The organism is Streptococcus sp. HMSC067H01, assembly GCF_001814775.1.
GTDB lineage: Bacteria > Bacillota > Bacilli > Lactobacillales > Streptococcaceae > Streptococcus.
The window spans coordinates 114,030-139,800 of record NZ_KV817784.1 but is presented as its reverse complement, the minus strand read 5'-3'; the positions used below and the strand labels follow the sequence as shown (position 1 = coordinate 139,800).

27 protein-coding genes, 1 tRNA gene and 1 riboswitch are annotated in these 25,771 nt (G+C 38.8%); of the genes, 7 read left to right on the top strand and 21 right to left on the bottom strand.

What is annotated here, in order from left to right; genetic code table 11:
* Window positions 1–28: 28 nt before the first annotated feature.
* The 6 genes from HMPREF2987_RS04335 to HMPREF2987_RS04310 all read right to left on the bottom strand — a co-directional run bounded on the left by HMPREF2987_RS04335 (window position 29) and on the right by HMPREF2987_RS04310 (window position 5,222).
* Complete coding sequence (locus HMPREF2987_RS04335) at window positions 29–1,303, bottom strand: DUF2130 domain-containing protein (RefSeq protein WP_075229485.1); 1,275 nt, start codon at window positions 1,301–1,303, stop codon at window positions 29–31.
* 80 nt (window positions 1,304–1,383) lie between these two features.
* Window positions 1,384–2,181 (bottom strand): formate/nitrite transporter family protein, encoded by a 798-nt coding sequence (locus tag HMPREF2987_RS04330; protein ID WP_075229484.1) that lies wholly within the window; start codon window positions 2,179–2,181, stop codon window positions 1,384–1,386.
* 340 nt (window positions 2,182–2,521) lie between these two features.
* Entirely contained in the window at window positions 2,522–3,319 is a 798-nt protein-coding gene (locus tag HMPREF2987_RS04325; RefSeq protein WP_075229483.1) for a formate/nitrite transporter family protein, read from the bottom strand.
* Window positions 3,320–3,479: 160 nt separating this feature from the next.
* Window positions 3,480–4,109, bottom strand: coding sequence for a hypothetical protein (locus tag HMPREF2987_RS04320; RefSeq protein ID WP_075229482.1), 630 nt, complete (start codon window positions 4,107–4,109; stop codon window positions 3,480–3,482).
* A 66-nt stretch (window positions 4,110–4,175) separates the two neighbouring features.
* On the bottom strand, window positions 4,176–4,592 hold the full coding sequence (locus tag HMPREF2987_RS04315; RefSeq protein ID WP_049526585.1) for a hypothetical protein: 417 nt from the start codon (window positions 4,590–4,592) through the stop codon (window positions 4,176–4,178).
* Between the two features lie 120 nt (window positions 4,593–4,712).
* Window positions 4,713–5,222: a QueT transporter family protein gene (locus tag HMPREF2987_RS04310; protein WP_075229481.1), complete on the bottom strand. Its 510-nt coding sequence runs from the start codon at window positions 5,220–5,222 to the stop codon at window positions 4,713–4,715.
* A riboswitch (PreQ1 riboswitch) is annotated at window positions 5,220–5,317 on the bottom strand. It overlaps the preceding gene by 3 nt.
* A gap of 28 nt (window positions 5,318–5,345) precedes the next feature.
* Here HMPREF2987_RS04310 and HMPREF2987_RS04305 point away from each other — a divergent pair.
* The 3 genes from HMPREF2987_RS04305 to HMPREF2987_RS04295 all read left to right on the top strand — a co-directional run bounded on the left by HMPREF2987_RS04305 (window position 5,346) and on the right by HMPREF2987_RS04295 (window position 6,410).
* Window positions 5,346–5,780 carry a GtrA family protein gene (locus HMPREF2987_RS04305; protein WP_075229509.1) on the top strand — a complete coding sequence of 145 codons (435 nt, stop codon included), beginning with the start codon at window positions 5,346–5,348 and terminating at the stop codon, window positions 5,778–5,780.
* Window positions 5,781–5,850: 70 nt separating this feature from the next.
* Window positions 5,851–6,231 (top strand): large conductance mechanosensitive channel protein MscL, encoded by a 381-nt coding sequence (mscL, locus tag HMPREF2987_RS04300; RefSeq protein WP_049526579.1) that lies wholly within the window; start codon window positions 5,851–5,853, stop codon window positions 6,229–6,231.
* A 107-nt stretch (window positions 6,232–6,338) separates the two neighbouring features.
* A tRNA-Arg gene (locus tag HMPREF2987_RS04295) sits at window positions 6,339–6,410 on the top strand.
* Window positions 6,411–6,456: 46 nt separating this feature from the next.
* Here the strand turns inward: HMPREF2987_RS04295 and HMPREF2987_RS04290 are convergent.
* From HMPREF2987_RS04290 to HMPREF2987_RS04280, 3 genes are all read right to left on the bottom strand, one after another.
* The gene (locus HMPREF2987_RS04290) at window positions 6,457–7,623 is read right to left on the bottom strand and encodes an MFS transporter (RefSeq protein WP_075229480.1); all 1,167 of its coding nucleotides are present in this window, start codon (window positions 7,621–7,623) and stop codon (window positions 6,457–6,459) included.
* Window positions 7,624–7,699: 76 nt separating this feature from the next.
* The gene (locus HMPREF2987_RS04285) at window positions 7,700–8,563 is read right to left on the bottom strand and encodes an XRE/MutR family transcriptional regulator (protein WP_075229508.1); all 864 of its coding nucleotides are present in this window, start codon (window positions 8,561–8,563) and stop codon (window positions 7,700–7,702) included.
* 2 nt (window positions 8,564–8,565) lie between these two features.
* A complete protein-coding gene (locus HMPREF2987_RS04280; RefSeq protein WP_075229479.1) occupies window positions 8,566–10,467 on the bottom strand; it encodes an ABC-F family ATP-binding cassette domain-containing protein in 1,902 nt (633 codons plus the stop codon).
* 152 nt (window positions 10,468–10,619) lie between these two features.
* Here HMPREF2987_RS04280 and HMPREF2987_RS04275 point away from each other — a divergent pair, with 152 nt between their 5' ends.
* Window positions 10,620–12,338 carry a phospho-sugar mutase gene (locus tag HMPREF2987_RS04275; protein ID WP_075229478.1) on the top strand — a complete coding sequence of 573 codons (1,719 nt, stop codon included), beginning with the start codon at window positions 10,620–10,622 and terminating at the stop codon, window positions 12,336–12,338.
* A 110-nt stretch (window positions 12,339–12,448) separates the two neighbouring features.
* Window positions 12,449–12,796, top strand: a complete 348-nt coding sequence (locus HMPREF2987_RS04270) for a thioredoxin (RefSeq protein WP_000434637.1) — start codon at window positions 12,449–12,451, stop codon at window positions 12,794–12,796.
* Between the two features lie 36 nt (window positions 12,797–12,832).
* Here HMPREF2987_RS04270 and HMPREF2987_RS04265 read toward each other — a convergent pair whose 3' ends face one another.
* The 4 genes from HMPREF2987_RS04265 to mutY all read right to left on the bottom strand — a co-directional run bounded on the left by HMPREF2987_RS04265 (window position 12,833) and on the right by mutY (window position 16,918).
* A complete protein-coding gene (locus HMPREF2987_RS04265) occupies window positions 12,833–13,642 on the bottom strand; it encodes an MBL fold metallo-hydrolase (RefSeq protein ID WP_075229477.1) in 810 nt (269 codons plus the stop codon).
* Between the two features lies 1 nt (window position 13,643).
* Complete coding sequence (gene vicK, locus HMPREF2987_RS04260) at window positions 13,644–14,993, bottom strand: cell wall metabolism sensor histidine kinase VicK (RefSeq protein WP_075226879.1); 1,350 nt, start codon at window positions 14,991–14,993, stop codon at window positions 13,644–13,646.
* Complete coding sequence (gene yycF, locus HMPREF2987_RS04255) at window positions 14,986–15,690, bottom strand: response regulator YycF (RefSeq protein WP_075226880.1); 705 nt, start codon at window positions 15,688–15,690, stop codon at window positions 14,986–14,988. Before yycF ends, vicK begins: the two co-directional genes overlap by 8 nt.
* A 64-nt stretch (window positions 15,691–15,754) precedes the next feature.
* Window positions 15,755–16,918 (bottom strand): A/G-specific adenine glycosylase, encoded by a 1,164-nt coding sequence (gene mutY / locus HMPREF2987_RS04250; protein WP_075229476.1) that lies wholly within the window; start codon window positions 16,916–16,918, stop codon window positions 15,755–15,757.
* Window positions 16,919–17,097: 179 nt separating this feature from the next.
* Here mutY and HMPREF2987_RS04245 point away from each other — a divergent pair, with 179 nt between their 5' ends.
* Both HMPREF2987_RS04245 and HMPREF2987_RS04240 read left to right on the top strand, forming a co-directional pair.
* Window positions 17,098–19,437, top strand: coding sequence for a Xaa-Pro dipeptidyl-peptidase (locus HMPREF2987_RS04245; protein WP_075229475.1), 2,340 nt, complete (start codon window positions 17,098–17,100; stop codon window positions 19,435–19,437).
* Window positions 19,388–19,858: an arginine repressor gene (locus HMPREF2987_RS04240; RefSeq protein ID WP_075229474.1), complete on the top strand. Its 471-nt coding sequence runs from the start codon at window positions 19,388–19,390 to the stop codon at window positions 19,856–19,858. Before HMPREF2987_RS04245 ends, HMPREF2987_RS04240 begins: the two co-directional genes overlap by 50 nt.
* Window positions 19,859–19,893: 35 nt before the next feature.
* On the opposite strand, the gene HMPREF2987_RS10665 is transcribed toward HMPREF2987_RS04240, so the two are convergent.
* From HMPREF2987_RS10665 to rpoD, 8 genes are all read right to left on the bottom strand, one after another.
* Window positions 19,894–20,058 (bottom strand): hypothetical protein, encoded by a 165-nt coding sequence (locus tag HMPREF2987_RS10665; RefSeq protein WP_142995353.1) that lies wholly within the window; start codon window positions 20,056–20,058, stop codon window positions 19,894–19,896.
* A 9-nt stretch (window positions 20,059–20,067) separates the two neighbouring features.
* Complete coding sequence (obgE, locus tag HMPREF2987_RS04235) at window positions 20,068–21,378, bottom strand: GTPase ObgE (RefSeq protein WP_049548930.1); 1,311 nt, start codon at window positions 21,376–21,378, stop codon at window positions 20,068–20,070.
* Between the two features lie 75 nt (window positions 21,379–21,453).
* A complete protein-coding gene (locus HMPREF2987_RS04230) occupies window positions 21,454–21,588 on the bottom strand; it encodes a DUF4044 domain-containing protein (protein WP_049548929.1) in 135 nt (44 codons plus the stop codon).
* 30 nt (window positions 21,589–21,618) lie between these two features.
* Window positions 21,619–21,810: a PspC domain-containing protein gene (locus HMPREF2987_RS04225; RefSeq protein WP_075229473.1), complete on the bottom strand. Its 192-nt coding sequence runs from the start codon at window positions 21,808–21,810 to the stop codon at window positions 21,619–21,621.
* Window positions 21,811–21,836: 26 nt separating this feature from the next.
* Entirely contained in the window at window positions 21,837–23,153 is a 1,317-nt protein-coding gene (locus tag HMPREF2987_RS04220) for a glycosyltransferase family 4 protein (protein ID WP_075229472.1), read from the bottom strand.
* Window positions 23,154–23,161: 8 nt separating this feature from the next.
* Window positions 23,162–24,214 carry a glycosyltransferase family 4 protein gene (locus HMPREF2987_RS04215; RefSeq protein WP_075229471.1) on the bottom strand — a complete coding sequence of 351 codons (1,053 nt, stop codon included), beginning with the start codon at window positions 24,212–24,214 and terminating at the stop codon, window positions 23,162–23,164.
* Window positions 24,215–24,314: 100 nt separating this feature from the next.
* Window positions 24,315–24,644, bottom strand: coding sequence for a metal-sulfur cluster assembly factor (locus HMPREF2987_RS04210; RefSeq protein ID WP_000331926.1), 330 nt, complete (start codon window positions 24,642–24,644; stop codon window positions 24,315–24,317).
* Between the two features lie 17 nt (window positions 24,645–24,661).
* On the bottom strand, window positions 24,662–25,771 hold the full coding sequence (gene rpoD, locus HMPREF2987_RS04205) for an RNA polymerase sigma factor RpoD (RefSeq protein ID WP_000201894.1): 1,110 nt from the start codon (window positions 25,769–25,771) through the stop codon (window positions 24,662–24,664).

Genomic DNA, 25,771 nt, shown 5'->3' with positions numbered 1-25,771 from the left:
GAACTAGTACCATACATTACAAATAAAACTACTCCCCCTTCAAAGCATCAAACTTAGCCTTCATAGTCGGATTTTTACGAGTCAATTTTTTAACAGAAACATCATCTAACTTATTGTTTGCGAGGCGGAGTTGGTTTTCTGATGTTGTCAGGAATTTCTTGACTTCTTCCATCCGCTTAATTGCCTTGTCGATTTCGTCAATTGCCTTGCCAAAGTTGACAGAAGCTGAGTTATAATTCTTTGCAAAGGCGACCTTGAAGGCGTCCAAATCTTCCTCAAAACGAGTGATATCTATATTTTGTTCCCTGATAAAAGCCAGCTCCTGCTTATATTTTAGGGAATTAAGGGCAGCATTGCGCAAGAGTCCAATTAGTTGAATAAAGAACTGGGGACGAATGACATACATCTTCTCATATTCATGGCTAACGTCAACAATTCCTGTATTAAAGTAGTCGTTATCTGCTTCAAGCATACTTACCAAAACAGCATACTCACAGTCTTTCTCACGGCGGTCTTTGTCTAATTCCTTGTAAAAGTCTGCATTCTTATGTTTCTTCTCTGTCCCGTCTGCTTCATTTTTCATCTCAAACATAATGGAAATGAATTCTAACCCATTTTCATCAAAGTCACGGAAGATAAAGTCCCCTTTAGAACCACGCGCAGAAACCTTATTGTCCTTTTCGAAGTAGGCATTTGGGAAGGCAAAGCTACGAACCTTGTTGAACTCACCTTCCGCATAATGTTCCAGACTTTCACCAATAGCCTTTGTAGATTGTTGGGCTTTGAAATTCTTATAGAACTCAACCTGTTCATTAGCTGCCTTAAGCTGGGCTTCGTAGTTTTGCTTAACTGAAGTCAGAGAAAGCTCGTTTTCTTTTTCTTGTAGAAGGAGCTGATTTTTGACCTGATCACGTTCTTTCTCTAAATCAGATAATGTTTTTTGAAGTTGGTTCTCATGTTCCAAGCGCAAGGTAGCTAACTGATTCTCCAGTGCTTGGACTTCTTTTTCCTTCTCTAGCAAGCTTTGACTTGCACTTTGCTCCACTTCTTTCTTAGCCAATTCTTTTTCTGTATTAAAGTTGTTAATTTGACTTTGAAGCTGGGCAATTTCTTGATCTTTTTGAGCCAGTTTTGCCTGTTGTTCATTTAAGGATTTTTGTTCCACCAATGTCAATTCTTGTTTGATTCGTTCATGCAATTCCTTATCAAACTCAGCAGTGCGAACTTGAGAAAGCAGTTCTGCATATTGGCTTTCATTAACTGTAAAAACTTCGCCACAATTTGGACATTTAATCTCGTTCATGTTATTCCTCTAAATTTATCTATTCTACTTTCATTATAGCATGGATAAACAAAAAGAAAAAGTTGGAATCAATCCAACTTTTAATCTACGTATGTATCTTCGTTTTTATTTAAGAAGGCGTAAGGTAATCCCATCAGTAGACCACCACCGATAAAGTTACCGATGAAGGTTACACCCCAGTGACGAAGAATATTTCCAATACCGAAGTTTGCGATTGAATCAGCAGCAACACTGAATTTCACAATAGCAAATGATGCAAAGTTTGCGGCGATGTGCTCGTTTGTTAAGAATACAAACATATAAATCGCTGAAAGAACCAACCAAAGTTTTGCTCCACCATCCTTAACTAAAACGAATGAAAGAATCGCGATATTTACAAAGACATTAGCCAAAATTGCTTCAAGTAAGACTAAATCATTACCACGCCCTAACTTCATCTCTACAACACCCGAAATAAAGCTTTCATGTGACAATTTTGCGAAAGCTGCCGAATGAGCGAATCCCCAACCTGCTATAAGAGCACCGATCAAATTAAAGAGTGTACAGTATAGAAGAATTTCAGCTGTTTTTCTCCAGCTAATTTTTTTCAAAAAGCTACCAGCTGTCAAGAACATCATGTTAGATGTTACTAACTCAGCATTCAAGAAGACAATGTAAGCCAATCCCCAAGCGAAAACAAATGGGAAGAGGAAACGTCCACTACCAGGAGCAATCTTATTAATCAAGTCAGCTCCAACTGCACCAGCTGCTGTACTAAATGTTAAGAATGCACCAGCAAACATTGAACGGATAGCATACTTGAATTTACTTTGACTGTAAAGACTTTCCTTTTTCTTACAAGCAAACTCAATTTTTGAGATAAATTCTGAAGAAACCATATAAACTCCTAAAACTTTTATTTGTGAATATTATAACATAAAATCGAAATTATGGGAAGGCTTTCTTAATTCTATTTACAATATTTTTATCACTTTTAGCAATCGTTTCCATCCTTATTCTATACATTTATTTTATTAATTTATAATTATTATTTTAGTTAGGTTTATGTTTTCTATACTAAATTATTTAATATATTTTATAAATTGGAGTAATAATAAATTTCTGAAATAAAGATTAGATTAAAGTTATCAGCCAGTAATGACTGCATTTAATTCTAAATAAAAAGAGAATCGCAATGATTCTCTCTTCTTCTATTACACCAATATAAAACACTCAGGTCTAATCAACGTAAGTTTCTTCGTTTTTATTTAAAAAAGCGTATGGTAATCCTATCAGGAATCCTCCACCAATCAAGTTAGCGATAAAGGTAACTCCCCAATGGCGTAGGATATTTGGAATATCAAAGTTAGCAATTTGGTCAGAAACAATACTAAATTTAATAATGCTAAAGGATGAAAAGTTAGCTGCAATGTGCTCGTTTGACAAGAAAACAAACATAGAGATAGCTGATAAGATAATCCACAACTTAGCACTGCTATCCTTAACCAAAATAGAAGATAGAATGGCAATATTTACAAACATATTTGCCAAAATCCCCTCCAACAAGACCAAATCACTAGGTCGTGCTAACTTCTTAGCAACAATCTTTGCTAGATAACTGTCGTGTGTCAGGTGTGAAAAAGCAGATGAATTAGCAAAGCACCAACCTGCCAAGATGGCTCCAACTAAGTTGAAAAAAGCACAATAAAGTAAGATAATAAAGGCTTTCTTCCAATCAATCTTCTTCAAGAATGTTCCAGCTGTCAGGTACATCATGTTTGATGTGACCAATTCAGCATTTAAAAATACAATGTAAACCAGTCCCCAAGCAAACACAAAGGGAAAAAGAAAATAGCCAGCACTTGGAACGATGCTATTTAGTAGATCAGCACCGATAGCCCCAGCGGCTGTACTAAAGGTTAAAAAAGCACCTGCAAACATGGAACGAATGGCATACTTGAACTTACTTTTGTCAAATAAACTTTCTTTCTTATGACAATAATAATCAATCTTTGAAATAAATTCTGAAGAACTCATATAAACTCCTAAAAATTTTTCTGTTACTATTATAACATAAAAAACTTTAAGGAAATAAAGATTTTTTCTTTTTTTAAATTAATTTCAGACCTTATTTTTCCATCATCTTTTTTAGAAATCCTTACCCAAGCTACAGCGAAAAATCATTACCATCTAGTTATTAGTTGCCAAAGTTCATAATTTCTTCCCTACTCATTCCAACAAGCTCTGAAACCCACAAGCCGATAATATCGGACAAAATAGAATCACAAACATATTCATCCTCAGCATGACCATATTTACAAGTGAAAAGAGGGGTTCTTATGGCTGATTGATAAAATTTTAAGGCTAACTCTTGCAGTTTTTCTGGATCAAATTCAAGTCCCAACTCTTGTGCAAGTCCAGTTCTCACTTTATCCCAATCTTCACCTTTTGACTGATAATTTTCTCGTGCTTTGTCGATAAATCCCTGACTGAATTTTTCCAACAAATGCTTGTTTTGATAGAGCAAACGACAAGAAAAATCAGAGATAGAACCAGCATGAAGTAAGAAGGTAAGTAAGTCATCAAGGCTTTCTGCTAACCTCCCAACTTGGCCTTCACTCCCTATAAAGCCGATACTCTGATCTTCAAGAATTACATATTCTCCCCCACTACCGTCTTTAGCAAAGGCTATGGGCGAAAGAGAATAAACTTCATTGTTCTGAGAAAATTCAACCTCTTTCAACTGGTCATAAAAGAGAATATCGCATTCTTGCATCAATAAGTTTCTCAGTTGATTATCTTCTCTTATTACTTGTAGTTGAAGCATATTAGCTACTCTCCTGGCTTTGACAATTGTCACAAGTGACAACAATTCAATTTTAGCAATCGACTCTTAATAATAATAATAGATTTTAATATGGCACTTCTTGGCCACATTGGCAAGATTTTTCACTAACTCCTCGTTTCTTTTGCTTTTTCCAAAATGAAAAGTAAAAGATTTTCCATCTTTCCTTGTAAAGTACAGATGATACCTGTCCCCATTCATTCTTCTCCCTCGAACGTAATCAATATCAATCTGTCTAATTTCAGCTAGAGGAACAATCCTTTTTCTAAAAAGAATAATCGTGTGAATGTATAATCTTCCCTTTGCAATATGAAAAGGATCCAACATACTCCCACCACTTTTTAAGGATGTCTTAACTCTTTGGAAAAAAAGATAGAAATAAAATAGTGCTAAAAAAATTAACAAAAATCTAATGACCTGATTTTTCCAAAGGACTTCAAAAACTGAAATACGATAACTATACATATTAAAATAATTCCTTTTTTCTTTATAATACCACTTTTGTTGAGAGTCTGGGTCTATAGAAAAATAAGAAAAAGACTGAACAGAGTTCAGACCTTTTCATGAATACTTGATATGATTTCATTATCTAGTCAAATCAAGACGTTTACCGATTTTTCCGATAAGAATAGCACCAACAATCAAGGAAGCGAATTCTCCGATAGCAGTTGTAAACCAAGTTAAGAAGAAAGGTGCTTCTGCTACGATGTTCAATTCAGCAGCAATGGTGATCATTGAAATCGAAAAAAGAATTGAAAAGAAGAAATGATCTTTACGAATCAATCCATTAAAAAGATAGTCTTTGCTGTATTTGCTAAACAACCATACGCCTAAACTTAGGAAGACAAGCGTAGAGCCTCCACCAACTGCGACATCGATGATTCCAAAACTGAAGAAATTTGCAATCATACATCCAAGAGTAACACCGATAATGTACTTAGGATTGTAAAAAGATAGGAAATTCATCATTTCAGAAATACGGAATTGGTAAGCTCCGTAGCTAATGGCGTTCAGTGGTGGTGTGATTGTCAAAACCACATAAATAGCTGCGACAATGGCAATATCTGCCATATCACGGACAGTTAATTTTTTCATGTTTTCTCCTTTAGTGACAATATCACATATAATATGCTTGGTGAAAGAAGCTAAGCACCAAGGGTTGAGCAAGTCAACCTTACAAGTATAGCACATTTATCTCCTTTATGCTATACTATTTTTATGAAAACATACATCAAAAAATTCTTCGATAATGAAATCCTCTCCTACTTATTTTTCGGGGTTGCAACTACACTTGTTTCTATCATTGTTCGTATCACTATTTTTTACTTTTTCCAACAAGAATTATGGGCGACTGCTCTGGGAAATATAACTGGAATTTTGTTTGCTTTTTTCACCAACGATACCATTGTTTTTAAACAAAAACGAAAAAATTGGTTCATGCGTCTGATAAAATTTACGACCGCAAGGTTCATTACCTTCCTCTTAGACCTACTGCTGACCTTTATTTTTGTGACGAGCTTCCCCCATATTATCGGTCAGTTTGTAGGTGATAATCTCAATACTATCAATACAATTGAGACTATTTTTGCACAAGTTACTATCATAGTCCTCAATTACATCTTCAGTAAAGTTTTTGTTTTTAAAAAACACTAAGCATATTTCTTGCATTCAACAGATGATTAAGTTATAATTTAGATTGTAAAATTTCGAAAGGAAAAAGAAAATGTTAAAAGATCTTAAAGAATTTTTGCTCCGCGGTAATGTTGTAGACCTTGCTGTCGGTGTGATCATCGCTTCTGCTTTTGGTGCTATCGTTACTTCATTTGTTAATGATATCATCACTCCACTCCTATTGAACCCAGCCTTGGAAGCTGCGAAAGTACAAAACATCGCTGAGCTTGCATGGAATGGTGTTACATATGGTAAATTCTTGAGTGCTGTTATCAACTTCCTTGTAGTTGGTACTGTTCTATTCTTTGTGATTAAAGCTATGGAAAAAGCTCAAAGCCTTACTAAAAAAGAAGAGGTTGTTGAAGAAGCACCTGCTGGTCCAACTGAATTAGAAGTTCTTCAAGAAATTAAAGCTCTTCTTGAGAAAAAATAATCATATAGAGGATTCGGTTCAATACTGAATCTTTTTTTATTCTCCTTTTGCTGAGTTTAGAAAAAACTTGAGTTCAGCTCTCTTTTTTGGTATAATAATTAAAGTTTCCACCCTTAGTGTAATGGATATCACGTAAGATTCCGGTTCTTGAGATGGGGGTTCGATTCCCTCAGGGTGGATAGATGAAAACAAAAAAAGCAACGGTGCCGTTGCTTTTTTTCTGTGTTACCCTTGTCTTTGAATATAGATCATTGATACCAACGAAAGTAAAATAACTCCAAGTCCGATGATTAAAAAGGAAACTAATTGCACACTTGGTAAAAATGTCATTACACCTTTCGCAATCGGCATAAAGAGAATTGCCAGTGTAAAAATGGTACTCAATACCCTCCCCAGATAGTCTCCATCAACCTTGGTCTGTACCTGAGTAAAGAAGTGAATATTAAAAATTGTCATAAATAATTCACAAACTAGGTTTCCTGAAAAGGTAAGAAAATTAGGCAGTGGTAAGCCCATCATGAAAACTCCTACTCCTGTGAGGATCAATAAGAACAAAAGTGTATTCATGCTCGATTTAAATTTATTGGCTATCAGTGCTCCTATGATTGAGCCAATTGCACCCATGGTTAAGATAGTCGCATAGGCTCCTTCTACACCATAGAGTTTATTTGAAAAAGGGAGCAAAAACTCAAAAGCTGCAAAAAAGAAATTCACACTTGAAGCCACTAACAAGAGAAAGAAAATTTCTTTTTGATGCCTGATATAGTGCAAGCCATCTTTGATATCTGCAAAAATATCTTTCCCTGTAAAAAGTTTCTTCTCTTGAGCCTTTGGTTCTTCTTTGGGAAGTAAAGCGACTAGGGCAAAAGCGATGAAAAAGGTCAAAGCATCTAATAAGAGCGTCAGATGGAGACTAGCAAATTGTAAAATAAGAAAAGAAAGCACAGGAGAACTAACACCAACCACCTGCAAAACTAGCTCCAAACGAGAGTTATAGGTCACTATCTCGTCTTTCTCTACAACCTCCGTTATAATAGCTTTATTGGCAGGCCGAGAAAAAGCAAAGGCAATGGCCTGGACAATATTAGCAAATATCAAAGCCCCAATCATCCAGCTGTCATTCCTTATGAAAGAAATAGCCAGACAAAGAATCCCACAAACAAGGTCCGTCGCCATTAAAATCCTACGACGAGAAAAACGGTCTGAAATGACTCCGCCAAAGGGATTTACGAGAATAGATGTGACGAGTTCAGAAATCTGATACATTCCTAGAACGGTCTGTCCTATCGTTCCCATTGATGCCAACCAAACACTGTTTCCATAATCATAGAGCATATTTCCTATCTTGTTTATAGCTCCACGACTAATTAACTGTACTGCGTATCGATTCATAAAAACTCCTCTCAAATTTTGAAACTATTGTATCAAAACTTGGAGGAGTTTCTCATTTTTCCCATATTTGGGAAAATTAATCTTTGACAAATTTCTCGTAGTGTTCCCGATAGTAGGCTACTTGCTCAGGAAGACCTAACACATCAAAAATATGCATAGCCTCTTGCATCTGCTTACAGCCTTCTTTACACTGTCCTTTTTGGTACAAGGAAAAGCCTTTTAGATAATGGAAAATATTACGCTCATACAGTTTGATTCCTTTTCCAATAATCTTCTCTGTATAAGTCTCAAAATAGCTTGCATTTTCAAAAGAAAGATGCTCTAAACAATGCTGGTAACAATTAAGGGCTAAAATCAAGACCAGTTTTCTATGGCGACCAATTTCTTGATAAAATTCTTCCCTCTCCATCACTTCTCTACCAAGTCGAGCAACATAGTCAACATCATAGAAGCTATAGAGATTACCAAATAGAATCAACTCATACATGGTCCATTCATCTGTTTGGAAAAGATAATCTGCCACCTTATCCAACGCACTTTGCTTCATACTAAAGCTATCATCTCTTTGACAAATCAGACCTTGTAACAAAATCCAGTTCAGCTCAAAATAGAGGGGATTAGTTGAACTCTTAGCCTTTTCAAGTTGTTCTCTTTGAAGCTTTTGAAAACCTGCAATATCATTTGAGTAGTAAAGCGGAATAATCTGAGCCATCAAGCTGACATGCTCATGATGTTGAAAATTTCTGGCCTTATCCATAAAATTTTCAATCGTCACGTGAATATTATCTAATATTTCAAAGAAACGTGAAGCAGCCAGATCAGACTCCCCTAATTCAAAGCGAGATAATTGGGAGGTCGAACAGGCCTCTCCTGCAGCTTCTTTTAGAGAGTAATTTTTACTGATTCGAAATTCACGAAAGACTTTTCCAAGATTTTCCATCTTTACACCTGCTCTGATAATTCTTCCCATTCAAGCATAGCTTCTTCCTGACGATGGCTAATTTTATCCAGTTCTGCTTGTAATTGCATGAGTTCATCTGCATCATTGGTGGTATGCATTTGTTCAGAGATAGCTTGGGCTTGAGTTTCCAGTTCTTCGATTTCTGCCTCAAGACTTTCAATTTGTCTCATCAATTTACGCAGTTCTTTTTGACTCTCTTTTTGGGCATGGTAGTCATTAACTGGAGAAACTTCTTTTTCTTGGTCAACAGCTGCCGCTTCTTCTGCTTGGCTAGCTGCTAGCTCTGCTTTTTTATCAACATAATAGTCATAATCACCAAGATAAAGTGTTGATCCATTCTCAGATAATTCCATCACATGAGTGGCAACACGGTTGATGAAATAACGGTCATGGCTGACAAAGAGAAGAGTTCCATCAAAGTCGATCAATGCATTTTCCAGAACTTCCTTGCTATCAATGTCCAAGTGGTTAGTCGGCTCGTCGAGGATCAAGAAGTTATTGTTTTCCATGGAAAGTTTAGCTAGGAGCAATCGAGCTTTCTCTCCACCTGACAGCATGCCAACTGATTTTTTAACATCGTCACCTGAGAAAAGGAAGGCCCCTAGGCGATTACGGATTTCCAGTTCAGGTGTCAACTTAAAATCATTCCAGAGTTCGTCTAAGACTGTATTACTCGGTGTTAGTTTGCTCTGAGTCTGGTCATAGTAACCAACCTCAACATTAGCACCAAAGCGCTTCTCACCCTTGATAAAGGGAATCTGTTCCACAATGGATTTAATAAAGGTTGACTTACCAATACCGTTAGGACCAACAATGGCAATAGCATTCATCTTACGAAGATCAAGGTTGATAGGTTCAGATAATATTTCACCATCATAGCCAATAGCAGCATTCTCCACTGTCAAAACAACATTACCAGATACTATATCAGAATGGAAGGTCATATTAGCTGATTTTTTACCAGCTTCAGGCTTGTCCAAGCGCTCCATTTTCTCCAGTTGCTTGCGTCGAGATTGGGCACGTTTGGTCGTTGAAGCTCGAACAAGATTTCGGTTGACAAAGTCTTCCAAAGCAGCAATTTCCTTCTGTTGCTTTTCGTAGTTTTTAGCTTCAGTTGCGAGCTTCTGCTCCTTCTGCTCCACAAAGCTCGAGTAGTTTCCTACGTATCTATCTAAAGAATGTTTGGTTAAGTCGAGTGTTATGGTTGCAACCTTATCGAGGAAATAACGGTCGTGGCTGACGATAATTAAAGCACCGCTATAATTAACTAGATAGTTTTCTAACCAGGCAATCGTTTCAATATCTAGGTGGTTAGTCGGCTCGTCCAAGACCAAGAGATTAGGCTTTTCAAGGAGCATTTTGGCAAGGGCTAAACGAGTATTTTGACCACCGGAAAGCTCAGCGATTCGCATCTGCCACATGGACTCGTCAAACTTGAATCCATTTAAGATAGAGCGAATATCGGCTTCATAGGTAAATCCTCCAGCCTGACGGAAATTTTCTGATAGGCGATCATAGTCAGACATAAGTTTGTCTAATTCTGCACCAGTCTTTTCCCCCATCTCCAACTCCATCTGTCGAAGTTGTCTTTCAGTCTGACGCAAATCATCAAATACATGTAGCATTTCATCGTAAATAGTATTTTCAGACTCAAAGCGACTATCCTGTGCTAGATAAGAGAGGGAAATATCTTTTTTCTTATTGATTTCACCAGTGGTTGGCTCCTCTTCTCCAACCAATATCTTGAGTAAAGTAGACTTTCCAGCACCATTTTTTCCAACGAGGGCAATGCGGTCCCTTTCATCTACTTGTAGGTTTATATTATCAAAAAGAACCTCTCCTGCAAAAGAACGCTCAATTTTATTAGCTTGTAAAATAATCATACAGTTAGTATAGCATGTTTCGGTAAGCCGTTCAAGACTTGTGGTTTAGGTATATTTCATAACTTTTTCAGAAACTTATGCTAAGGTTTTACTAAAACTTCAAATCGTGGTATAATGAAGGCGATCAGATTATATATTAAAGGAGATTTCCTATGGCTTACCAAGAAAACTACCAAAAATGGGTTGATTTCGCAGAACTTCCAGACTATCTTCGTCATGATTTGGAAAACATGGACGAAAAAACTAAGGAAGACGCATTCTATACAAATCTTGAGTTTGGTACTGCAGGTATGCGTGGATTGATTGGTGCTGGAACTAACCGCATTAATATCTACGTTGTTCGTCAAGCAACTGAAGGTTTGGCTCGTTTGATTGAGTCAAAAGGTGGAAATGAAAAAGAACGTGGTGTAGCCATCGCTTATGATAGCCGTCACTTCTCTCCAGAGTTTGCCTTTGAATCTGCAGCAGTTCTTGCTAAACACGGTATTAAATCTTATGTTTTTGAAAGTCTTCGTCCAACTCCTGAACTTTCATTTGCCGTTCGTCACCTCAATTGTTTCGCAGGTATCATGATTACTGCTAGCCACAACCCTGCTCCGTTTAACGGATACAAGGTATATGGTGAAGACGGTGGACAAATGCCTCCACACGATGCGGATGCTTTGACAACTTATATCCGTGCTATCGAAAATCCATTTGCAGTTGAAGTTGCTGATGTAGAAGCTGAAAAAGCATCTGGTTTGATTGAAGTTATTGGTGACGCAATTGACACTGAGTACCTCAAAGAAGTAAAAGACGTTAACATCAACCCTGCCTTGATTGAAGAGTTTGGTAAAGACATGAAGATTGTCTACACTCCACTTCATGGTACTGGTGAAATGTTAGCTCGTCGTGCTCTTGCTCAAGCAGGATTTGATTCTGTTCAAGTCGTTGAAGCGCAAGCAACTCCAGACCCAGACTTCTCAACTGTTAAATCTCCAAACCCAGAAAGCCAAGCAGCCTTTGCCCTTGCAGAAGAACTTGGTCGCCAAGTAGGAGCTGATGTGCTTGTTGCAACTGACCCTGACGCTGACCGTGTCGGTGTTGAAGTTCTTCAAAAAGACGGTAGCTATCTTAACCTTTCAGGTAACCAAATCGGTGCTATCATGGCTAAATACATCTTGGAAGCCCACAAAAACGCTGGAACTCTTCCTGAAAATGCCGCTCTCTGCAAATCTATCGTTTCAACTGACTTGGTAACGAAGATTGCTGAAAGCTACGGCGCAACTATGTTCAACGTCTTGACTGGTTTCAAATTCATCGCTGAAAAAATCCAAGAATTCGAAGAAAAACACAACCACACTTACATGATGGGATTTGAAGAAAGCTTCGGTTACTTGATTAAACCATTCGTACGTGATAAAGATGCTATCCAAGCCGTTCTTGTCGTTGCTGAACTTGCTGCCTACTACCGTTCACGTGGTTTAACACTTGCTGACGGCATCGAAGAAATCTACAAAGAGTACGGTTACTATGCAGAAAAAACAATCTCTGTTACTCTTTCAGGTGTCGATGGTGCTGAACAAATCAAAGCGATCATGGCTAAATTCCGTAACAATGCTCCGAAAGAATGGAACACAACAGCTATCACTGTCGTAGAAGACTTCAAGGCTCAAACTGCTACTGCTGCTGACGGTACTGTTACAAACTTGACAACTCCTCCAAGTGACGTGTTGAAATACACACTTGCTGACGGTTCATGGATTGCCGTTCGCCCTTCAGGGACAGAACCAAAAATCAAGTTCTACATTGCAGTTGTAGGTGAAACCAACGAAGAATCACAAGCTAAAATTGCCAACATTGAAGCAGAAATCAATGCTTTTGTAAAATAAAGTCCTATAAAAGATGAGACCAACCAATCTCATCTTTTTTCGTATCAAATCTAAGCAATTTTAGAAACTTTATGGCATACTAGACATATCAATGAAAGCGAGGTAATCTCATGGAACAATTTTTAGATAATATCAAAGACCTTGAAGTCACTACAGTAGCGCGTGCGCAAGAAGCTCTTGATAAAAAAGAAACTGCAACCTTCTTTATCGGTCGCAAAACTTGCCCTTACTGTCGTAAATTTGCAGGTACTTTAGCAGGTGTCGTAGCTGAAACCAAAGCTCACATCTACTTCATCAACAGTGAAGAACCAAGCCAACTCAATGAGTTGCAAGAATTCCGCTCACGCTACGGAATCCCAACTGTACCAGGATTTGTTCACATTGCGGATGGACAAATCAATGTCCGTTGCGACTCTTCAATGTCAGCACAAGAAATCAAAGAATTTGCTGGGTTGTAAAATAGTATATAAAAAAGAAGGCATAGGCCTTCTTTTTTATATATCAGCTAATGGTGTTGCGGTGTCTGGTGAAGTATCGTAAACTTGAAAGTCTACTCCTACTCCCAGATCTGCCTGAGCTAACTGATTGACCATGGTCATGTGGGCTAGCTCCTTGATATTATTTTCCTTAGACAAATGGCCTAGGTAAATCTTCTTGGTACGATTACCTAGTGTGCGAATCATGGCGTCTGCGCCATCTTCATTTGAGAGATGTCCAAGATCAGACAGGATGCGTTGTTTGAGTCGCCATGCGTAAGATCCTGCTCGCAGGATTTCCACATCATGATTTGACTCGATCAGATAGCCATCTGCATTCTCGACAATGCCAGCCATACGATCACTAACATAGCCTGTATCCGTCAGCATGACAAAGCTCTTATCGTCCTTCATAAAACGATAAAACTGAGGAGCGACTGCATCATGACTCACACCGAAGCTCTCGATATCGATGTCCCCAAAGGTTTTGGTTTTTCCCATCTCGAAAATATGCTTTTGCGACGAGTCAACCTTACCGAGATACTTACTATTTTCCATAGCCTGCCAAGTTTTCTCATTGGCATAAAGATCCATGCCGTACTTACGAGCAAGGACGCCCACACCGTGGATATGATCTGAATGCTCATGCGTTATCAAAATAGCATCCAAATCCTCTGGTTTACGATTGATTTCACTCAAGAGGCTTGTAATTTTTTTGCCAGATAATCCCGCATCTACTAAAATTTTCTTTTTTGGTGTTTCCAAGTAAAATGAATTTCCACTGGAACCCGATGCTAAAATACTGTATTTAAAACCGATATCACTCATTCTAGTCTTCTAGTTCATCCTCCCAAATCTCTTCTTTCACGGCATCTTTATCGTATGGAAGTACGATGGTAAAAGTAGAGCCCTTGCCATATTCACTCTTGGCCCAGATAAAGCCCTTATGTTGCTTGATGATTTCCTTAGCAATAGCCAATCCTAATCCTGTTCCACCCTGAGCACGACTTCTTGCTCTGTCTACTCGATAGAAACGGTCAAAAATCTTCGGCAAATCTTGCTTTGGAATCCCTAGACCTTGGTCGGAGATAGACAAAATCATCTGATCATCTGTAGTTTTCATGCTTACAGTGATTTTTCCACCATCTGGTGAATATTTGATGGCGTTATTTAGAATATTATCAATCACCTGGGTCATCTTATCCGTATCAATCTCAATCCACACGGAGTTAATCGGATAATCTCTCACCAACTCGTATTTCTTCTCATCATCCTGATTTCTCATCTTATCAAAACGATTGAGAATAAAAGTGATAAAGGCAGTAAAGTTAATCAACTCAACATCTAAGTGACTGGACTCATTGTCAATCCGTGAGAGGTGCAAGAGGTCTGTCACCATCCGCATCATACGGTTGGTTTCATCAAGAGACACCTTGATAAAATCTGGAGCAACTGGTTCTGTTAGGGCTCCTTCATCCAAGGCTTCAAGGTAGGATTTTACACTTGTCAAAGGTGTACGCAATTCATGACTAACATTCGAAACGAAAAGCCTTCTCTCACGCTCTTCTTTCTCTTGTTCAGTCGTATCATGTAATACTGCTACTAGACCAGAGATAAAACCAGACTCTCTACGAATCAAGGCAAAACGCACGCGCAAACTAATATACTCGCCATTAAGATTCTGCGAATAAATCATCAACTCAGGACTTTGGGTAATAAGGTCTCTCAGTTCATACTCTTCTTCAATTTTGAGCAACTCTAGGATATTTTGATTAAGAGCATCATCGCTTTCAATGCCTAGTTGTCTCTTGGCCATATCATTAATCATGGTAATCTGGCCACGACGATTGGTCGCAAGTACTCCGTCTGTCATATAGGCTAGGATACTATGCAACCTCTTACTCTCTTGTTCGAGATTTTCCTGAGTCAGACGGATTACTTCAGACAAATCATTAAGATTGTTTGTGATATTGGTAATCTCTGAACTTCCCTGCATATCCAAAACTTGAGAATAATCACCAGCAATCAAATCCTTGACCTTCTGATTCAGCTGTCTCAGACGAATATTATCGCGACGACTTTCCAGTAAGAGAAAAGTCACCAGCATAATAAAGCCAATTAGGATGAGGATAAAGATAAAGTCACTCGTCAAAATTGTTTGTTTAATTACTTCAATCATTATTTCTCATGTAATATCCCACTCCACGACGAGTTAGGATGTATTCAGGTCTACTTGGTGTGTCTTCAATCTTCTCGCGCAAACGCCTAATGGTTACATCAACTGTACGGACATCTCCAAAGTAGTCATAACCCCAAACAGTTTCAAGGAGGTGCTCACGGGTGATCACTTGACCAATATGTGACGCTAGGTGATACAAGAGCTCAAACTCACGGTGAGTCAACTCTAACTCCTCTCCATATTTCTTAGCGACATAAGCATCTGGGAGGATCTCCAAGTCACCGATTTGTAGACTTTGTAGTTTCGTTTCAGGCTCTTGGTTATCGGCAGAAGCTAGCTCCGTACGGCGAAGTAAGGCCTTAACACGTGCTTGTAGTTCACGATTTGAAAAGGGCTTAGTTACATAGTCATCCGCCCCAAGTTCAAGACCGATAACCTTATCAAACTCGCTGTCTTTAGCTGAAAGCATGATAATAGGGACACTGCTTGTCTTACGAATGGTTTTAGCAACTTCAAGTCCATCAATCTCAGGAAGCATCAAATCCAAGATAATAATATCTGGTTGCTCAGCTTCAAATTGTTCAAGAGCTTCACGACCATTAAAAGCAGTTACAACTTCATAACCCTCCTTGGTCATATTAAATTTTATAATATCTGAGATGGGTTTTTCATCATCTACAATTAGTATTTTTTTCATTTAGTCACCTTTTTCCTTATCTCATTATACCAAAAAAATGTAAAGAAGACACGAAAGACCGATGCTAGTGGCTTCTTTTCAAATAGGCTTGCCAGATTTTTTGCTGGGGTTTGGCTAGAGGATAATTGATAAATTCTTCTGGACTTAACCAAAGGACTTCTCTATCAACATATTCCTGTGTCTTAGTAACTTGTCCTGCGATTATCTGGATATGCCATTTGCGATGGCTAAAAACATGCTTGACCTCTTCAAAACGTAGATCTTGCCAATCAACTTCAAGATCATAGTCCTGTTCAAAACTCTCCTGTGGAGATGGTCCCCGTTCTAGAATTGGCTCCGCTACTTGATTAAAAAGGTCCAGGTCCTGAGTCTGGTCTGAGAATTCATCAACTTCAATCAAGGGAAAATGCCAAAATCCAGCCAAGAGTTTTTCACTCTCATTCTTCTCTAATAGAAACTTCCCCTGACTATTTTGCACCACAAGAGCCTTTAGATAAATAGGAATTGGCTTTTTCTTTGGCGCCTTGATAGGATAGCGATCCATGGTTCCATGTTGATAAGCAGCACTGAAGTCCTTAACAGGACTCTCCTCCGGTCTTGGATTGACAGGAGCCTCAATATCTGAACCTAAATCCATCAAAGCCTGATTGAAATCACCTGGACGATCAGGATCTATCAGAACTTCCATCATCGCTTGAAAAATCTTGCGATTGCTAGGATTTCCAATATCATGATTTACTTCAAACAAACGTGCCAAAACACGCATGACATTGCCATCTACTGCAGGCTGCGGAAGGTTAAAGGCAATACTAGAAATTGCACCAGCTGTATAGGGACCAATCCCTTTTAAGCTTGAAATACCTGCATAAGTTGACGGAAACTTGCCTTCAAATTCACTCATAATCTGTTGAGCGGCTGTTTGCATATTGCGGACACGAGAATAATAGCCAAGTCCTTCCCAGGCTTTTAGTAAGCGTTCCTCAGGAGCATTTGCTAAGTTTTCTACGGTCGGAAACCAGTCCAAAAAACGTTCATAATAGGGAATGACGGTATCAACTCGAGTCTGCTGCAACATGATTTCAGACACCCAGATATGGTAAGGTTTCTTACTCCGTCTCCAAGGTAAATCACGCTTGTTTTCGTCATACCAAGCTAATAATTTTTGACGGAAAGAGATAATCTTGTCCTCTTCCCACATGGTCACACCATATTTCTCCAAATCTAACATATTTCTAGTATAGCATAAGCTTTAATGATACTCAAAAAAACAATATAGGACTTGTTAAAACACTCTCTTAAACTCTGTTAGATTACTAGCAATTTAGCCTTTCCAGACCAGCTGATTCTATCATTTTCCTTGCTTTTTTGATATAATAAATTCAGAATGATTCTTCAAAGGAGGCATCTATGCGTTTTAATCAATTCAGTTACTATCCTGTAACTCAGCAACAAGCTTTACAGGAATTATCCAGTCTTGGGTTCAAGATCGACCCTGCGCTTTCAACTAAGGAACAGTTTGAAGCTTTTGTTAGAAATTGTTTTTTCAATTATAAAAATACCGACTATCCCCTCTCAACTTTAGCGGTTGACAAAGAAACTGATCTGCTCACTTTCTTCAATTCTGATCGTGAATTAACTTCAGAAATTTTCTATACTGTTGCCTTTCAGTTGCTTGGTTTCAACTACTTAATAGACTTTGAAGATGGTCTAGCTTTTCATAAAGAAACGGCATTCCCTATTGTATACGGAGATTTGATTGACAATCTCTATCAACTCCTTAACACGCGCACTAAAAAGGGAAATACCTTGATTGATCAGCTAGTTAGTGATGGTCTTATCCCTGAGAACAATGATTACCACTACTTCAATGGAAAGAGTTTGGCTACTTTCTCAACTAACAATGTTATTCGTGAAGTTGTTTATGTGGAAACTCGTATTGATTCTGATAATGATGGTCTACCTGATTTAGTCAAGGTTAGCATCATCCGTCCGACTTACAATGGCAAAATTCCAGCTGTTATGACGGCAAGTCCTTACCATCAAGGAACCAATGATAAATCAAGCGATAAAGCTCTTTACAAAATGGAAGCTGAGCTAGAAGTCAAGGAACCACATGAAATTACGTTAGAAAATCCAACCCTGGACTTGGTTGAACCTGTCGGGGATGCTGAACTTGTTTCTGAAGCTGAAGAAAAACTGACTCATATCAATAGCAGCTACACACTTAACGACTACTTCCTTCCTAGAGGATTTGCTAATATCTATGTATCAGGTCTTGGAACCAAGAATTCACAAGGTCTGATGCCAAATGGTGATTATCGTCAAATCGAAGGCTACAAGAATGTTATTGATTGGTTAAATGGCCGTTGCCGTGCCTTTACGGACCATAGTCGTAAACGTCAAGTTAAGGCAGACTGGTCAAATGGCAAAGTCGCCACTACTGGTCTTTCTTATCTGGGTACAATGTCTAATGGTCTTGCTACTACAGGAGTTGATGGTTTAGAGGTTATCATTGCTGAAGCCGGTATTTCTTCTTGGTACAACTATTACCGAGGAAATGGTCTGGTAACAAGCCCTGGTGGCTATCCAGGGGAGGACTTCGATTCATTAGATGAATTAACTTATTCTCGTAATCTCTTAGCTGGTGACTTTATTCGTGGAAACGAGGCTCATAAAGCTTCCATAGAAGAACTCAAGAAAAATCTAGACCGTAAAACTGGAGATTATAACCAATTTTGGCATGACAGAAACTACCTACTCAATACTCAAAAGGTTAAGGCTGAAGTTGTCTTTACCCACGGTTCACAAGACTGGAATGTAAAACCTCTTCACGTCTATCAAATGTTCAATGCTCTTCCAAGTCATATTAAAAAACATCTCTTTTACCATAACGGCGCCCATGTTTATATGAACAATTGGCAGTCTATTGATTTCCGTGAATCCATGAATGCTCTTTTGACGCAGAAATTATTGAACCAAGAAACTGACTACCAACTTCCACGAGTCGTTTGGCAAGACAATACTGCTCCTCAAACCTGGCTGTCACTTGAAGATTTTGGAAATCAAACTGACCATAAAACTTTCTCTTTAGGTACTGAAGAAGCTGTTATTGAAAATCATTACCAAGATTCTGACTTCGAACGATATGGAAAGACTTACCAAACCTTTAACAATGAACTCTATCAAGGCAAGGTTAACCAGATTACGATTGACCTACCGGTGACTGAAAATATCCACCTTAATGGTCGTGTTAAACTAAACCTTCGTCTCAAGTCAAGTACAAACAAAGGCTTACTTTCTGCTCAACTTCTCGAACTTGGTCAAAAGAAATACCTTCAACCATATCCAGGAGTTTTGGCTGCTCGTACGATTGATAATGGTCGTTATCACATGCTGGAAAACCTTTGCGAACTACCATTTAGTCCAAATGCCCAACGTGTTATTACCAAAGGCTACCTCAACCTCCAAAATCGTCATGATTTATTAAAAATTGAAGAAGTTAAACCAGATGAATGGATGGAGTTCCAATTTGAACTGCAACCAACTATCTACAAACTTCAGAAAGACGATACACTTCGTCTGGTGCTCTATACTACAGACTTTGAAATCACTATACGTGACAATACAAACTATCACTTGACTGTCGATCTCGCACAGTCCAATCTTGAAATACCTTTTCAAAGGGAGGTAACTGTAGATGAACAAGGCCGAACAAAGACACCAGCTCATCCGAGCCCTAATCACTAAGCAAAAGATTCATACCCAAACTGAGCTACAAGAACTACTGATTGAAAACGGAGTCCATGTCACACAAGCAACTCTTTCACGAGACATTAATCTGATGAACCTTTCTAAAATTCGTGAAGGTGAACACTCCTATTATGCAATCAACACTGGTTCCACATCAAAGTGGGAAAAACGCCTAGAAGTGTATATGGAGGAAGCCCTCTACATGATGCATCCTGTTCAACACCAGGTTGTCATCAAAACCTATCCAGGTTTGGCGCAATCCTTTGGATCCATCTTAGATGCCCTAAACTTCCCTGAAATTGTGGCTACTATCTGTGGCAATGATGTCTGTTTGGTTATCTGCGAGGATAAAGAACAAGCTCAATCTTGCTTTGAACGCCTCAAACAATTTGCACCACCTCTATTTTTTGATCGTTAATAAAATCCCGTGATGACTATCATCACGGGTTTATTTTATGATTTGTTATTTTCAGCTTGCTTTTTAGTTCTTGCTAGTCTCAAAGCACGATTTGGATTGAGGCGATTAAAGAGTTCTTCTAACTTTTTCTCATTCCAGACGTCTGCTGCAGAAACAAAATTTCCATCAGAATCTCGGAAAGATATCGGTTTATCTCCCATAGCTATCTCCTAGTCTACAAACTCAAACTCAAATTTGCCGATACGAACTAGATCTCCATCCTTGGCACCACGGGCACGGAGAGCTTCATCAACTCCCATACCACGCAACTGACGAGCAAACTTCATGACAGACTCATCACGATCAAAGTTAGTCATGTTAAAGAGTTTAATGAGTTTTTCACCTGAAAGTACCCAAGTTGCATCGTCATCACGACTAATTTCAAATGGTTTTTCTTCTTCGTCAAAACCATAATAAACTTCTTCTTCCATTTCTGACTCATCATAAAGAAGAAATTCTGGTGTCTTATCAAGAAGCTCGGCTGTTGCATCTAGTAAAGGTGCAAGACCTTGCTTAGTCAAACCTGAGATTGGGAAGATGGCTGGTAAGTCCTCGAACTCATCATAGTTAGCCGCCAATTTTTTCTTGAATTCTTCAAGATTTTCTTTGCTTTCTGGCATATCCATCTTATTAGCAACAATGATTTGGGGACGTTCCATAAGACGAAGGTTATAAGATTCCAACTCTTTGTTAATAGCAAGATAATCTTCGTAAGGATCACGTCCTTCACTGGCTGACATATCAATGATGTGAAGGATAACGCGAGTACGCTCAATATGGCGAAGGAACTGAGTTCCCAAGCCCACACCTTGACTAGCGCCTTCGATCAAACCAGGAAGGTCTGCCACTGCAAATGACTCACCTGATTGAGTACGGACCATACCAAGATTAGGAACGATTGTTGTAAAGTGGTAGGCACCGATTTTAGGTTTTGCAGAGGTAATTACGCTGAGCAGAGTTGATTTTCCAACTGAAGGGAAGCCAACCAAACCAACATCCGCAAGGATTTTAAGTTCTAACTGTAACTCACGTTCCTGACCAGGTTCTCCATTCTCAGAGATCTCTGGAGCAGGATTTTTTGGTGTCGCAAAACGGATATTCCCACGACCACCTCGACCACCGTGAGCAACGATAAACTCTTGACCGTGTTCAATCAAGTCAGTGATAACTTTTCCAGTCTCAGCATCACGCACAGTTGTCCCTTGAGGTACTCGGACAATCAAGTCTTCTGCACCGCGTCCGTGCATTCCTTTAGTCATTCCTTTTTCACCTGACTGGGCTTTGAAATGACGATTGTAACGGAAGTCCATCAAGGTACGTAAACCTTCATCTACAACGAAAACAACGTTACCACCACGGCCACCGTCACCACCCCATGGTCCTCCATTAGGGACATATTTTTCTCGGCGAAAAGCAACCATGCCATCGCCACCATTTCCAGCCTTGACCTTAATCTTGGCTGTATCTAAAAACATACTCATATTCTTTTCTCACTTTAAAAAGGGCTGGGAAATCCCAGTCACCAACTATTACTACTTGCTAGAAATACTAGCTTCTTAAAATCTGCTAAATACACCGATGGCTGTAGCAAAGATACCTGCTAAGGTTACAAACAACATAATCAAAACGACGAATAGTGTCAATTTCTCAAAAAATGTTTTTTTACGTTTTCCATTATCACCAAATGCCATTATTTTCTCCTTTTCTATAATTCCCTATTTTTAATATTCTTCCGAAACTGGAGCAATTGCCCACAAAATTAAGTAAGCAATAAGTCCGCTACCATAACAAAAAGCTAGAACTCCCCAGATCACACGTACGATTGTCGGATCAATATCAAAATAATTAGCTAAACCAGCGCATACTCCACCGATTTTTTGATCTCGACTACTTCTCATAAATTTCTTTTTCATTTCTTCATTTCCTTTCTTCGAAGACCTTAGTCATTCCAATAATCTCTCAAATCATTCAACTGTTTCTTGGATGCTTTTAACATTCGTTTAGAACTTTTGACTGGAACTGAAACTGCCTGCTGTGGCAAGTAAAATACTGTCTTTAAAATCCGTTGTGTCATCGGTTCATCACGAGTTAATTCTTTTTCAAAATTGTTTGAGATGATAACATCCAAATAAAACTCATGGACTCTCTTAGCAAAATTTTCAGCTGAAATTTCATACAATTTTTCAGCCAAAAGTTTTTCATTCATCTTTGGAGTTGCAATTAAAGCTTCTAAAATAGCCCCTGCTAGATCTCTCTCTTCATAATAAAGAGTTCCAAACATTTTATGATTGATGAGGTTATCAAGATAGGGATTTCCATGAGCTATTACCGGAGTCTTACTTGCAAGACTTTCAAGATAGGTCAAGCCTTGCGTCTCACTAGTTGAAGCTGAAATGAAGAAATCAGCCGCCTTATAGTAAAGTGCTGTCTCGCTTGGAGCGATCATACCTGTAAAGATAACAGAATCCTGGATCTGCAAATCTTCTGCTTGCTCCTTGAGGTTTTCCAGATAAGGTCCATCTCCAGCAACGACTAATTTAACATTTTGCTCTTCTTTTAGAACATCTGGAAGTGCTGCCAGAACAGCTTGAATGTTCTTCTCGTAAGAAACACGTGAAAGGCTAAGAAGCATCTTTTCGTCTTTCTTAATACCTAGTTTATCTCGTAGATCACTGATGTGCTCTGGTCCAATTTCAGGACGTTCAAACTTGGCAAGCTCAATACCTGTAGGAATGACACGCTTTTCAACTTTGACCTTATAATCCGATAACAAGTCACGCACAATCTCACTTGGACAAATCACACCATCCACATCATGAAGAAATCCCCTTACAAGATACTTGACCATGCTAGGACGAATCAACAAGCCCTTGGCAATGTAGTGAACATAGTCTTCATACTGCGTATGATAGGTGTGAATTACTGGAATCTGCAATTCACGCGCAATCCAAATCCCTAATAAACCAAGAGAAAATTCAGTTTGCGTATGAATAATGTCTAGTTGATACTGTTTAGCAATCTCAAGAGCTTTTGTAAATCCACGATAGGCGAAACGTCGATCCTTAAAGGCAAAGAAAGGAACACTAGGGATACGGATAATCTGCCAGTCTTCATAACGATTAACATCCTTGTCTGTTGTTGTAAAGATAAAGACGGCATGTCCTTGCTTTTCAAGTTCTGTTTTTAAGGTTCGAATACTGGTCGCAACACCCGACACCTGTGGGAAATAAGTATCTGTAAATAAACCAATTCGCATATACTACCTCATTTTTTTCCTAAAGCTGCTTGCTCCCGATAAAATTTAAGCCAGATTTCAAGCAAATGCTCTTCTGAGTATTCTCTTGAAATAGCCTTTGCCTTTTCTTTCAATTCTTTCAACGCTTCTGGATGCTCTCGATATTCCAAGATAGCTTCTTTCATCTCTTCCACATCTGTGGTTGGTCTGTAATTTCCTTCTAGAATCACCTTATAAAGATCTAAGTCCCGAAGCATAATGGGTGCTTCACAACTCGCAGCTTCTAGAATAGTCATTGGAAAGAGCTCGTTATAACTTGGAAGCAAGAAAAGATCAGCCAAGGCATAGAGTTCTCTCATCCGTTCTGGATCAACAATCCCTGGGAAAATTAGATTTTCAGGAGGATTATCCATGATCTTTTTATAGCGTTCATAACCATCGGTTATTCCCCCAAAAGAGAAGCCACCAGCCCAAATAAAAGTGATATCCGGTAATTCCTCAGCTAGAGTGATAAAGTCATCTATTCCTTTACGCTTCTGAACCTGACCTGCACCAACGACTACAAACTGATTCTCATCAATTCCCATATCTTTACGAAGTTGCTCAACTTGCTCTATAGGAAGTGAATGCCATTTTTCTTTATTGACAAAGTTAGGAATATAGGTCACTTTTTCACGTGGAATTCCAGCAGCCACCAAATCCTCAATGAAGGTAGGATTGACCACAACCAGATGCTCCATACGGTCATAAAAAGAAAATACATAGCGTTTGACAATCCCCTTTAAGAAGAATGGAATCTTCAAACTACCTTCCAAGGTATCAGGTAAGAAGTGAACATAGCCAATCTTACGTCCAGAACGTTTTTTCTGAAAGGTCGAGAGATAATAAGGAAAATCAATCGTATGAAAATGAGTAACATCCGCTTCGATTGGAAGATTTTCTGTTACGATCAGTTGGTCTTTCGCATCTCGTTTTAAAAGCTGTACCAGTTCACGGTAAGCACCAGACACACCTTGGCCCGCCACTTTTTCACTTGAACTTAGCATATTGATGCGTAATTTCTCTTTTTCCATAGTAACCATTATACCATTTTCTTCAAATAAAATCAGCAAATTAAAAGAGAGATAGTATAAAAGCTGGGAATTTCCTGGCGTTTATACTATTTCTCTTTTTATCATTTATTTACTTGATGCCTAAAGCGATGCGAGCATAGCGGCTCATTTTTTCAACAGTCCAAGCTGGATACCAAACTAATTTGACTTCAACGTTAGTAACCTCTGGAACGTCCGTCATAGCATCATAGATTTGGTCAGTTAAAAGATCTGCCAAGGGACAACCCATGGTTGTTAAGGTCATATCAATTTCAGTCTCACCTGTATCGCCATCAAAACGAATCTCGTAGATCAGACCAAGATTGACGATATCAATCCCCAATTCAGGGTCAATAACTTCTTCTAGGGCTGTCAAAATACGTGTTTTGATATTTTCGATTTGTTCTTCTGTGTAAGCCATCTTCATTCTCCCTTAACTTAATCTTCAATGAAATCACGAAGTGGTTTGCTTCGACTTGGCTGGCGAAGTTTTCTCAAAGCTTTGGCTTCAATCTGACGGATACGTTCACGTGTTACGTTAAAGACTTTACCAACATCTTCAAGAGTACGCATTTTCCCATCATCAAGACCAAAGCGGAGACGCAAGACATTCTCTTCACGGTCAGTCAATGTGTCTAACACTTCATCCAACTGCTCACGCAAAACGATACGAGTTGTATAGTCTACTGGATTTTCAATCACTTCGTCCTCGATAAAATCACCAAGATGGCTGTCGTCCTCTTCACCGATTGGCGTCTCAAGGGAAACCGGTTCTTGGGCAATCTTGAGGATTTCACGAACCTTGTCAGGTGTCATATCCATGCGTTCAGCGATTTGTTCAGGAGTTGGATCTTGTCCCAACTCTTGAAGAAGATTACGTTGTTCACGAACAAGCTTGTTAATGGTTTCAACCATGTGTACAGGGATACGGATGGTACGAGCTTGGTCAGCAATGGCACGAGTAATAGCCTGACGAATCCACCAAGTCGCATAAGTTGAGAATTTGAACCCTTTAGAGTAGTCAAATTTATCAACGGCCTTCATCAAGCCCATGTTTCCTTCTTGAATCAAGTCAAGGAACTGCATTCCACGTCCAACATAACGTTTAGCAATAGATACTACCAAACGAAGGTTAGCTTCTGCAAGGCGTTGTTTAGCTTCGATATCACCTGCTTCAACAGCAAGGGCCAACTCTTTTTCCTCTTCATTTGTAAGCAGAGGCACAACCCCGATTTCTTTCAAATACATACGGACAGGGTCATTGACCTTAGCAGAGGTTGAACCAATCAAATCTTCATCAGTCAACTCTGGTTCTTCCTCAGTGCTCAAAACACGCGCACTAGGATTTCCTTCGTTGTCCGTAATTGAGATACCAGCATCTTGAATGCGTTGCAAAAGATTCTCAATACCTTCCACATCTAAAGTGAAGGGAATTACGAGGGCGTTATTGATTTCATCATCAGTTGCTGTACCAGTTTTTTTATGATTGCGAATAAATTCCGCTACTTGGACGTCAAAGGTTGTTACTTCTTTTTGTTTTGTTGCCAT

Bases quoted from the DNA above. Each gene is read 5' to 3' on its own strand.
- HMPREF2987_RS04335 (WP_075229485.1), bottom strand. From the start codon at position 1,303: ATGAACGAGATTAAATGTCCAAATTGTGGCGAAGTTTTTACAGTTAAT.
- HMPREF2987_RS04330 (WP_075229484.1), bottom strand. From the start codon at position 2,181: ATGGTTTCTTCAGAATTTATCTCAAAAATTGAGTTTGCTTGTAAGAAA.
- HMPREF2987_RS04325 (WP_075229483.1), bottom strand. From the start codon at position 3,319: ATGAGTTCTTCAGAATTTATTTCAAAGATTGATTATTATTGTCATAAG.
- HMPREF2987_RS04320 (WP_075229482.1), bottom strand. From the start codon at position 4,109: ATGCTTCAACTACAAGTAATAAGAGAAGATAATCAACTGAGAAACTTA.
- HMPREF2987_RS04315 (WP_049526585.1), bottom strand. From the start codon at position 4,592: ATGTATAGTTATCGTATTTCAGTTTTTGAAGTCCTTTGGAAAAATCAG.
- HMPREF2987_RS04310 (WP_075229481.1), bottom strand. From the start codon at position 5,222: ATGAAAAAATTAACTGTCCGTGATATGGCAGATATTGCCATTGTCGCA.
- HMPREF2987_RS04305 (WP_075229509.1), top strand. From the start codon at position 5,346: ATGAAAACATACATCAAAAAATTCTTCGATAATGAAATCCTCTCCTAC.
- mscL (WP_049526579.1), top strand. From the start codon at position 5,851: ATGTTAAAAGATCTTAAAGAATTTTTGCTCCGCGGTAATGTTGTAGAC.
- HMPREF2987_RS04290 (WP_075229480.1), bottom strand. From the start codon at position 7,623: ATGAATCGATACGCAGTACAGTTAATTAGTCGTGGAGCTATAAACAAG.
- HMPREF2987_RS04285 (WP_075229508.1), bottom strand. From the start codon at position 8,563: ATGGAAAATCTTGGAAAAGTCTTTCGTGAATTTCGAATCAGTAAAAAT.
- HMPREF2987_RS04280 (WP_075229479.1), bottom strand. From the start codon at position 10,467: ATGATTATTTTACAAGCTAATAAAATTGAGCGTTCTTTTGCAGGAGAG.
- HMPREF2987_RS04275 (WP_075229478.1), top strand. From the start codon at position 10,620: ATGGCTTACCAAGAAAACTACCAAAAATGGGTTGATTTCGCAGAACTT.
- HMPREF2987_RS04270 (WP_000434637.1), top strand. From the start codon at position 12,449: ATGGAACAATTTTTAGATAATATCAAAGACCTTGAAGTCACTACAGTA.
- HMPREF2987_RS04265 (WP_075229477.1), bottom strand. From the start codon at position 13,642: ATGAGTGATATCGGTTTTAAATACAGTATTTTAGCATCGGGTTCCAGT.
- vicK (WP_075226879.1), bottom strand. From the start codon at position 14,993: ATGATTGAAGTAATTAAACAAACAATTTTGACGAGTGACTTTATCTTT.
- yycF (WP_075226880.1), bottom strand. From the start codon at position 15,690: ATGAAAAAAATACTAATTGTAGATGATGAAAAACCCATCTCAGATATT.
- mutY (WP_075229476.1), bottom strand. From the start codon at position 16,918: ATGTTAGATTTGGAGAAATATGGTGTGACCATGTGGGAAGAGGACAAG.
- HMPREF2987_RS04245 (WP_075229475.1), top strand. From the start codon at position 17,098: ATGCGTTTTAATCAATTCAGTTACTATCCTGTAACTCAGCAACAAGCT.
- HMPREF2987_RS04240 (WP_075229474.1), top strand. From the start codon at position 19,388: ATGAACAAGGCCGAACAAAGACACCAGCTCATCCGAGCCCTAATCACT.
- HMPREF2987_RS10665 (WP_142995353.1), bottom strand. From the start codon at position 20,058: ATGGGAGATAAACCGATATCTTTCCGAGATTCTGATGGAAATTTTGTT.
- obgE (WP_049548930.1), bottom strand. From the start codon at position 21,378: ATGAGTATGTTTTTAGATACAGCCAAGATTAAGGTCAAGGCTGGAAAT.
- HMPREF2987_RS04230 (WP_049548929.1), bottom strand. From the start codon at position 21,588: ATGGCATTTGGTGATAATGGAAAACGTAAAAAAACATTTTTTGAGAAA.
- HMPREF2987_RS04225 (WP_075229473.1), bottom strand. From the start codon at position 21,810: ATGAAAAAGAAATTTATGAGAAGTAGTCGAGATCAAAAAATCGGTGGA.
- HMPREF2987_RS04220 (WP_075229472.1), bottom strand. From the start codon at position 23,153: ATGCGAATTGGTTTATTTACAGATACTTATTTCCCACAGGTGTCGGGT.
- HMPREF2987_RS04215 (WP_075229471.1), bottom strand. From the start codon at position 24,214: ATGGTTACTATGGAAAAAGAGAAATTACGCATCAATATGCTAAGTTCA.
- HMPREF2987_RS04210 (WP_000331926.1), bottom strand. From the start codon at position 24,644: ATGGCTTACACAGAAGAACAAATCGAAAATATCAAAACACGTATTTTG.
- rpoD (WP_000201894.1), bottom strand. From the start codon at position 25,771: ATGGCAACAAAACAAAAAGAAGTAACAACCTTTGACGTCCAAGTAGCG.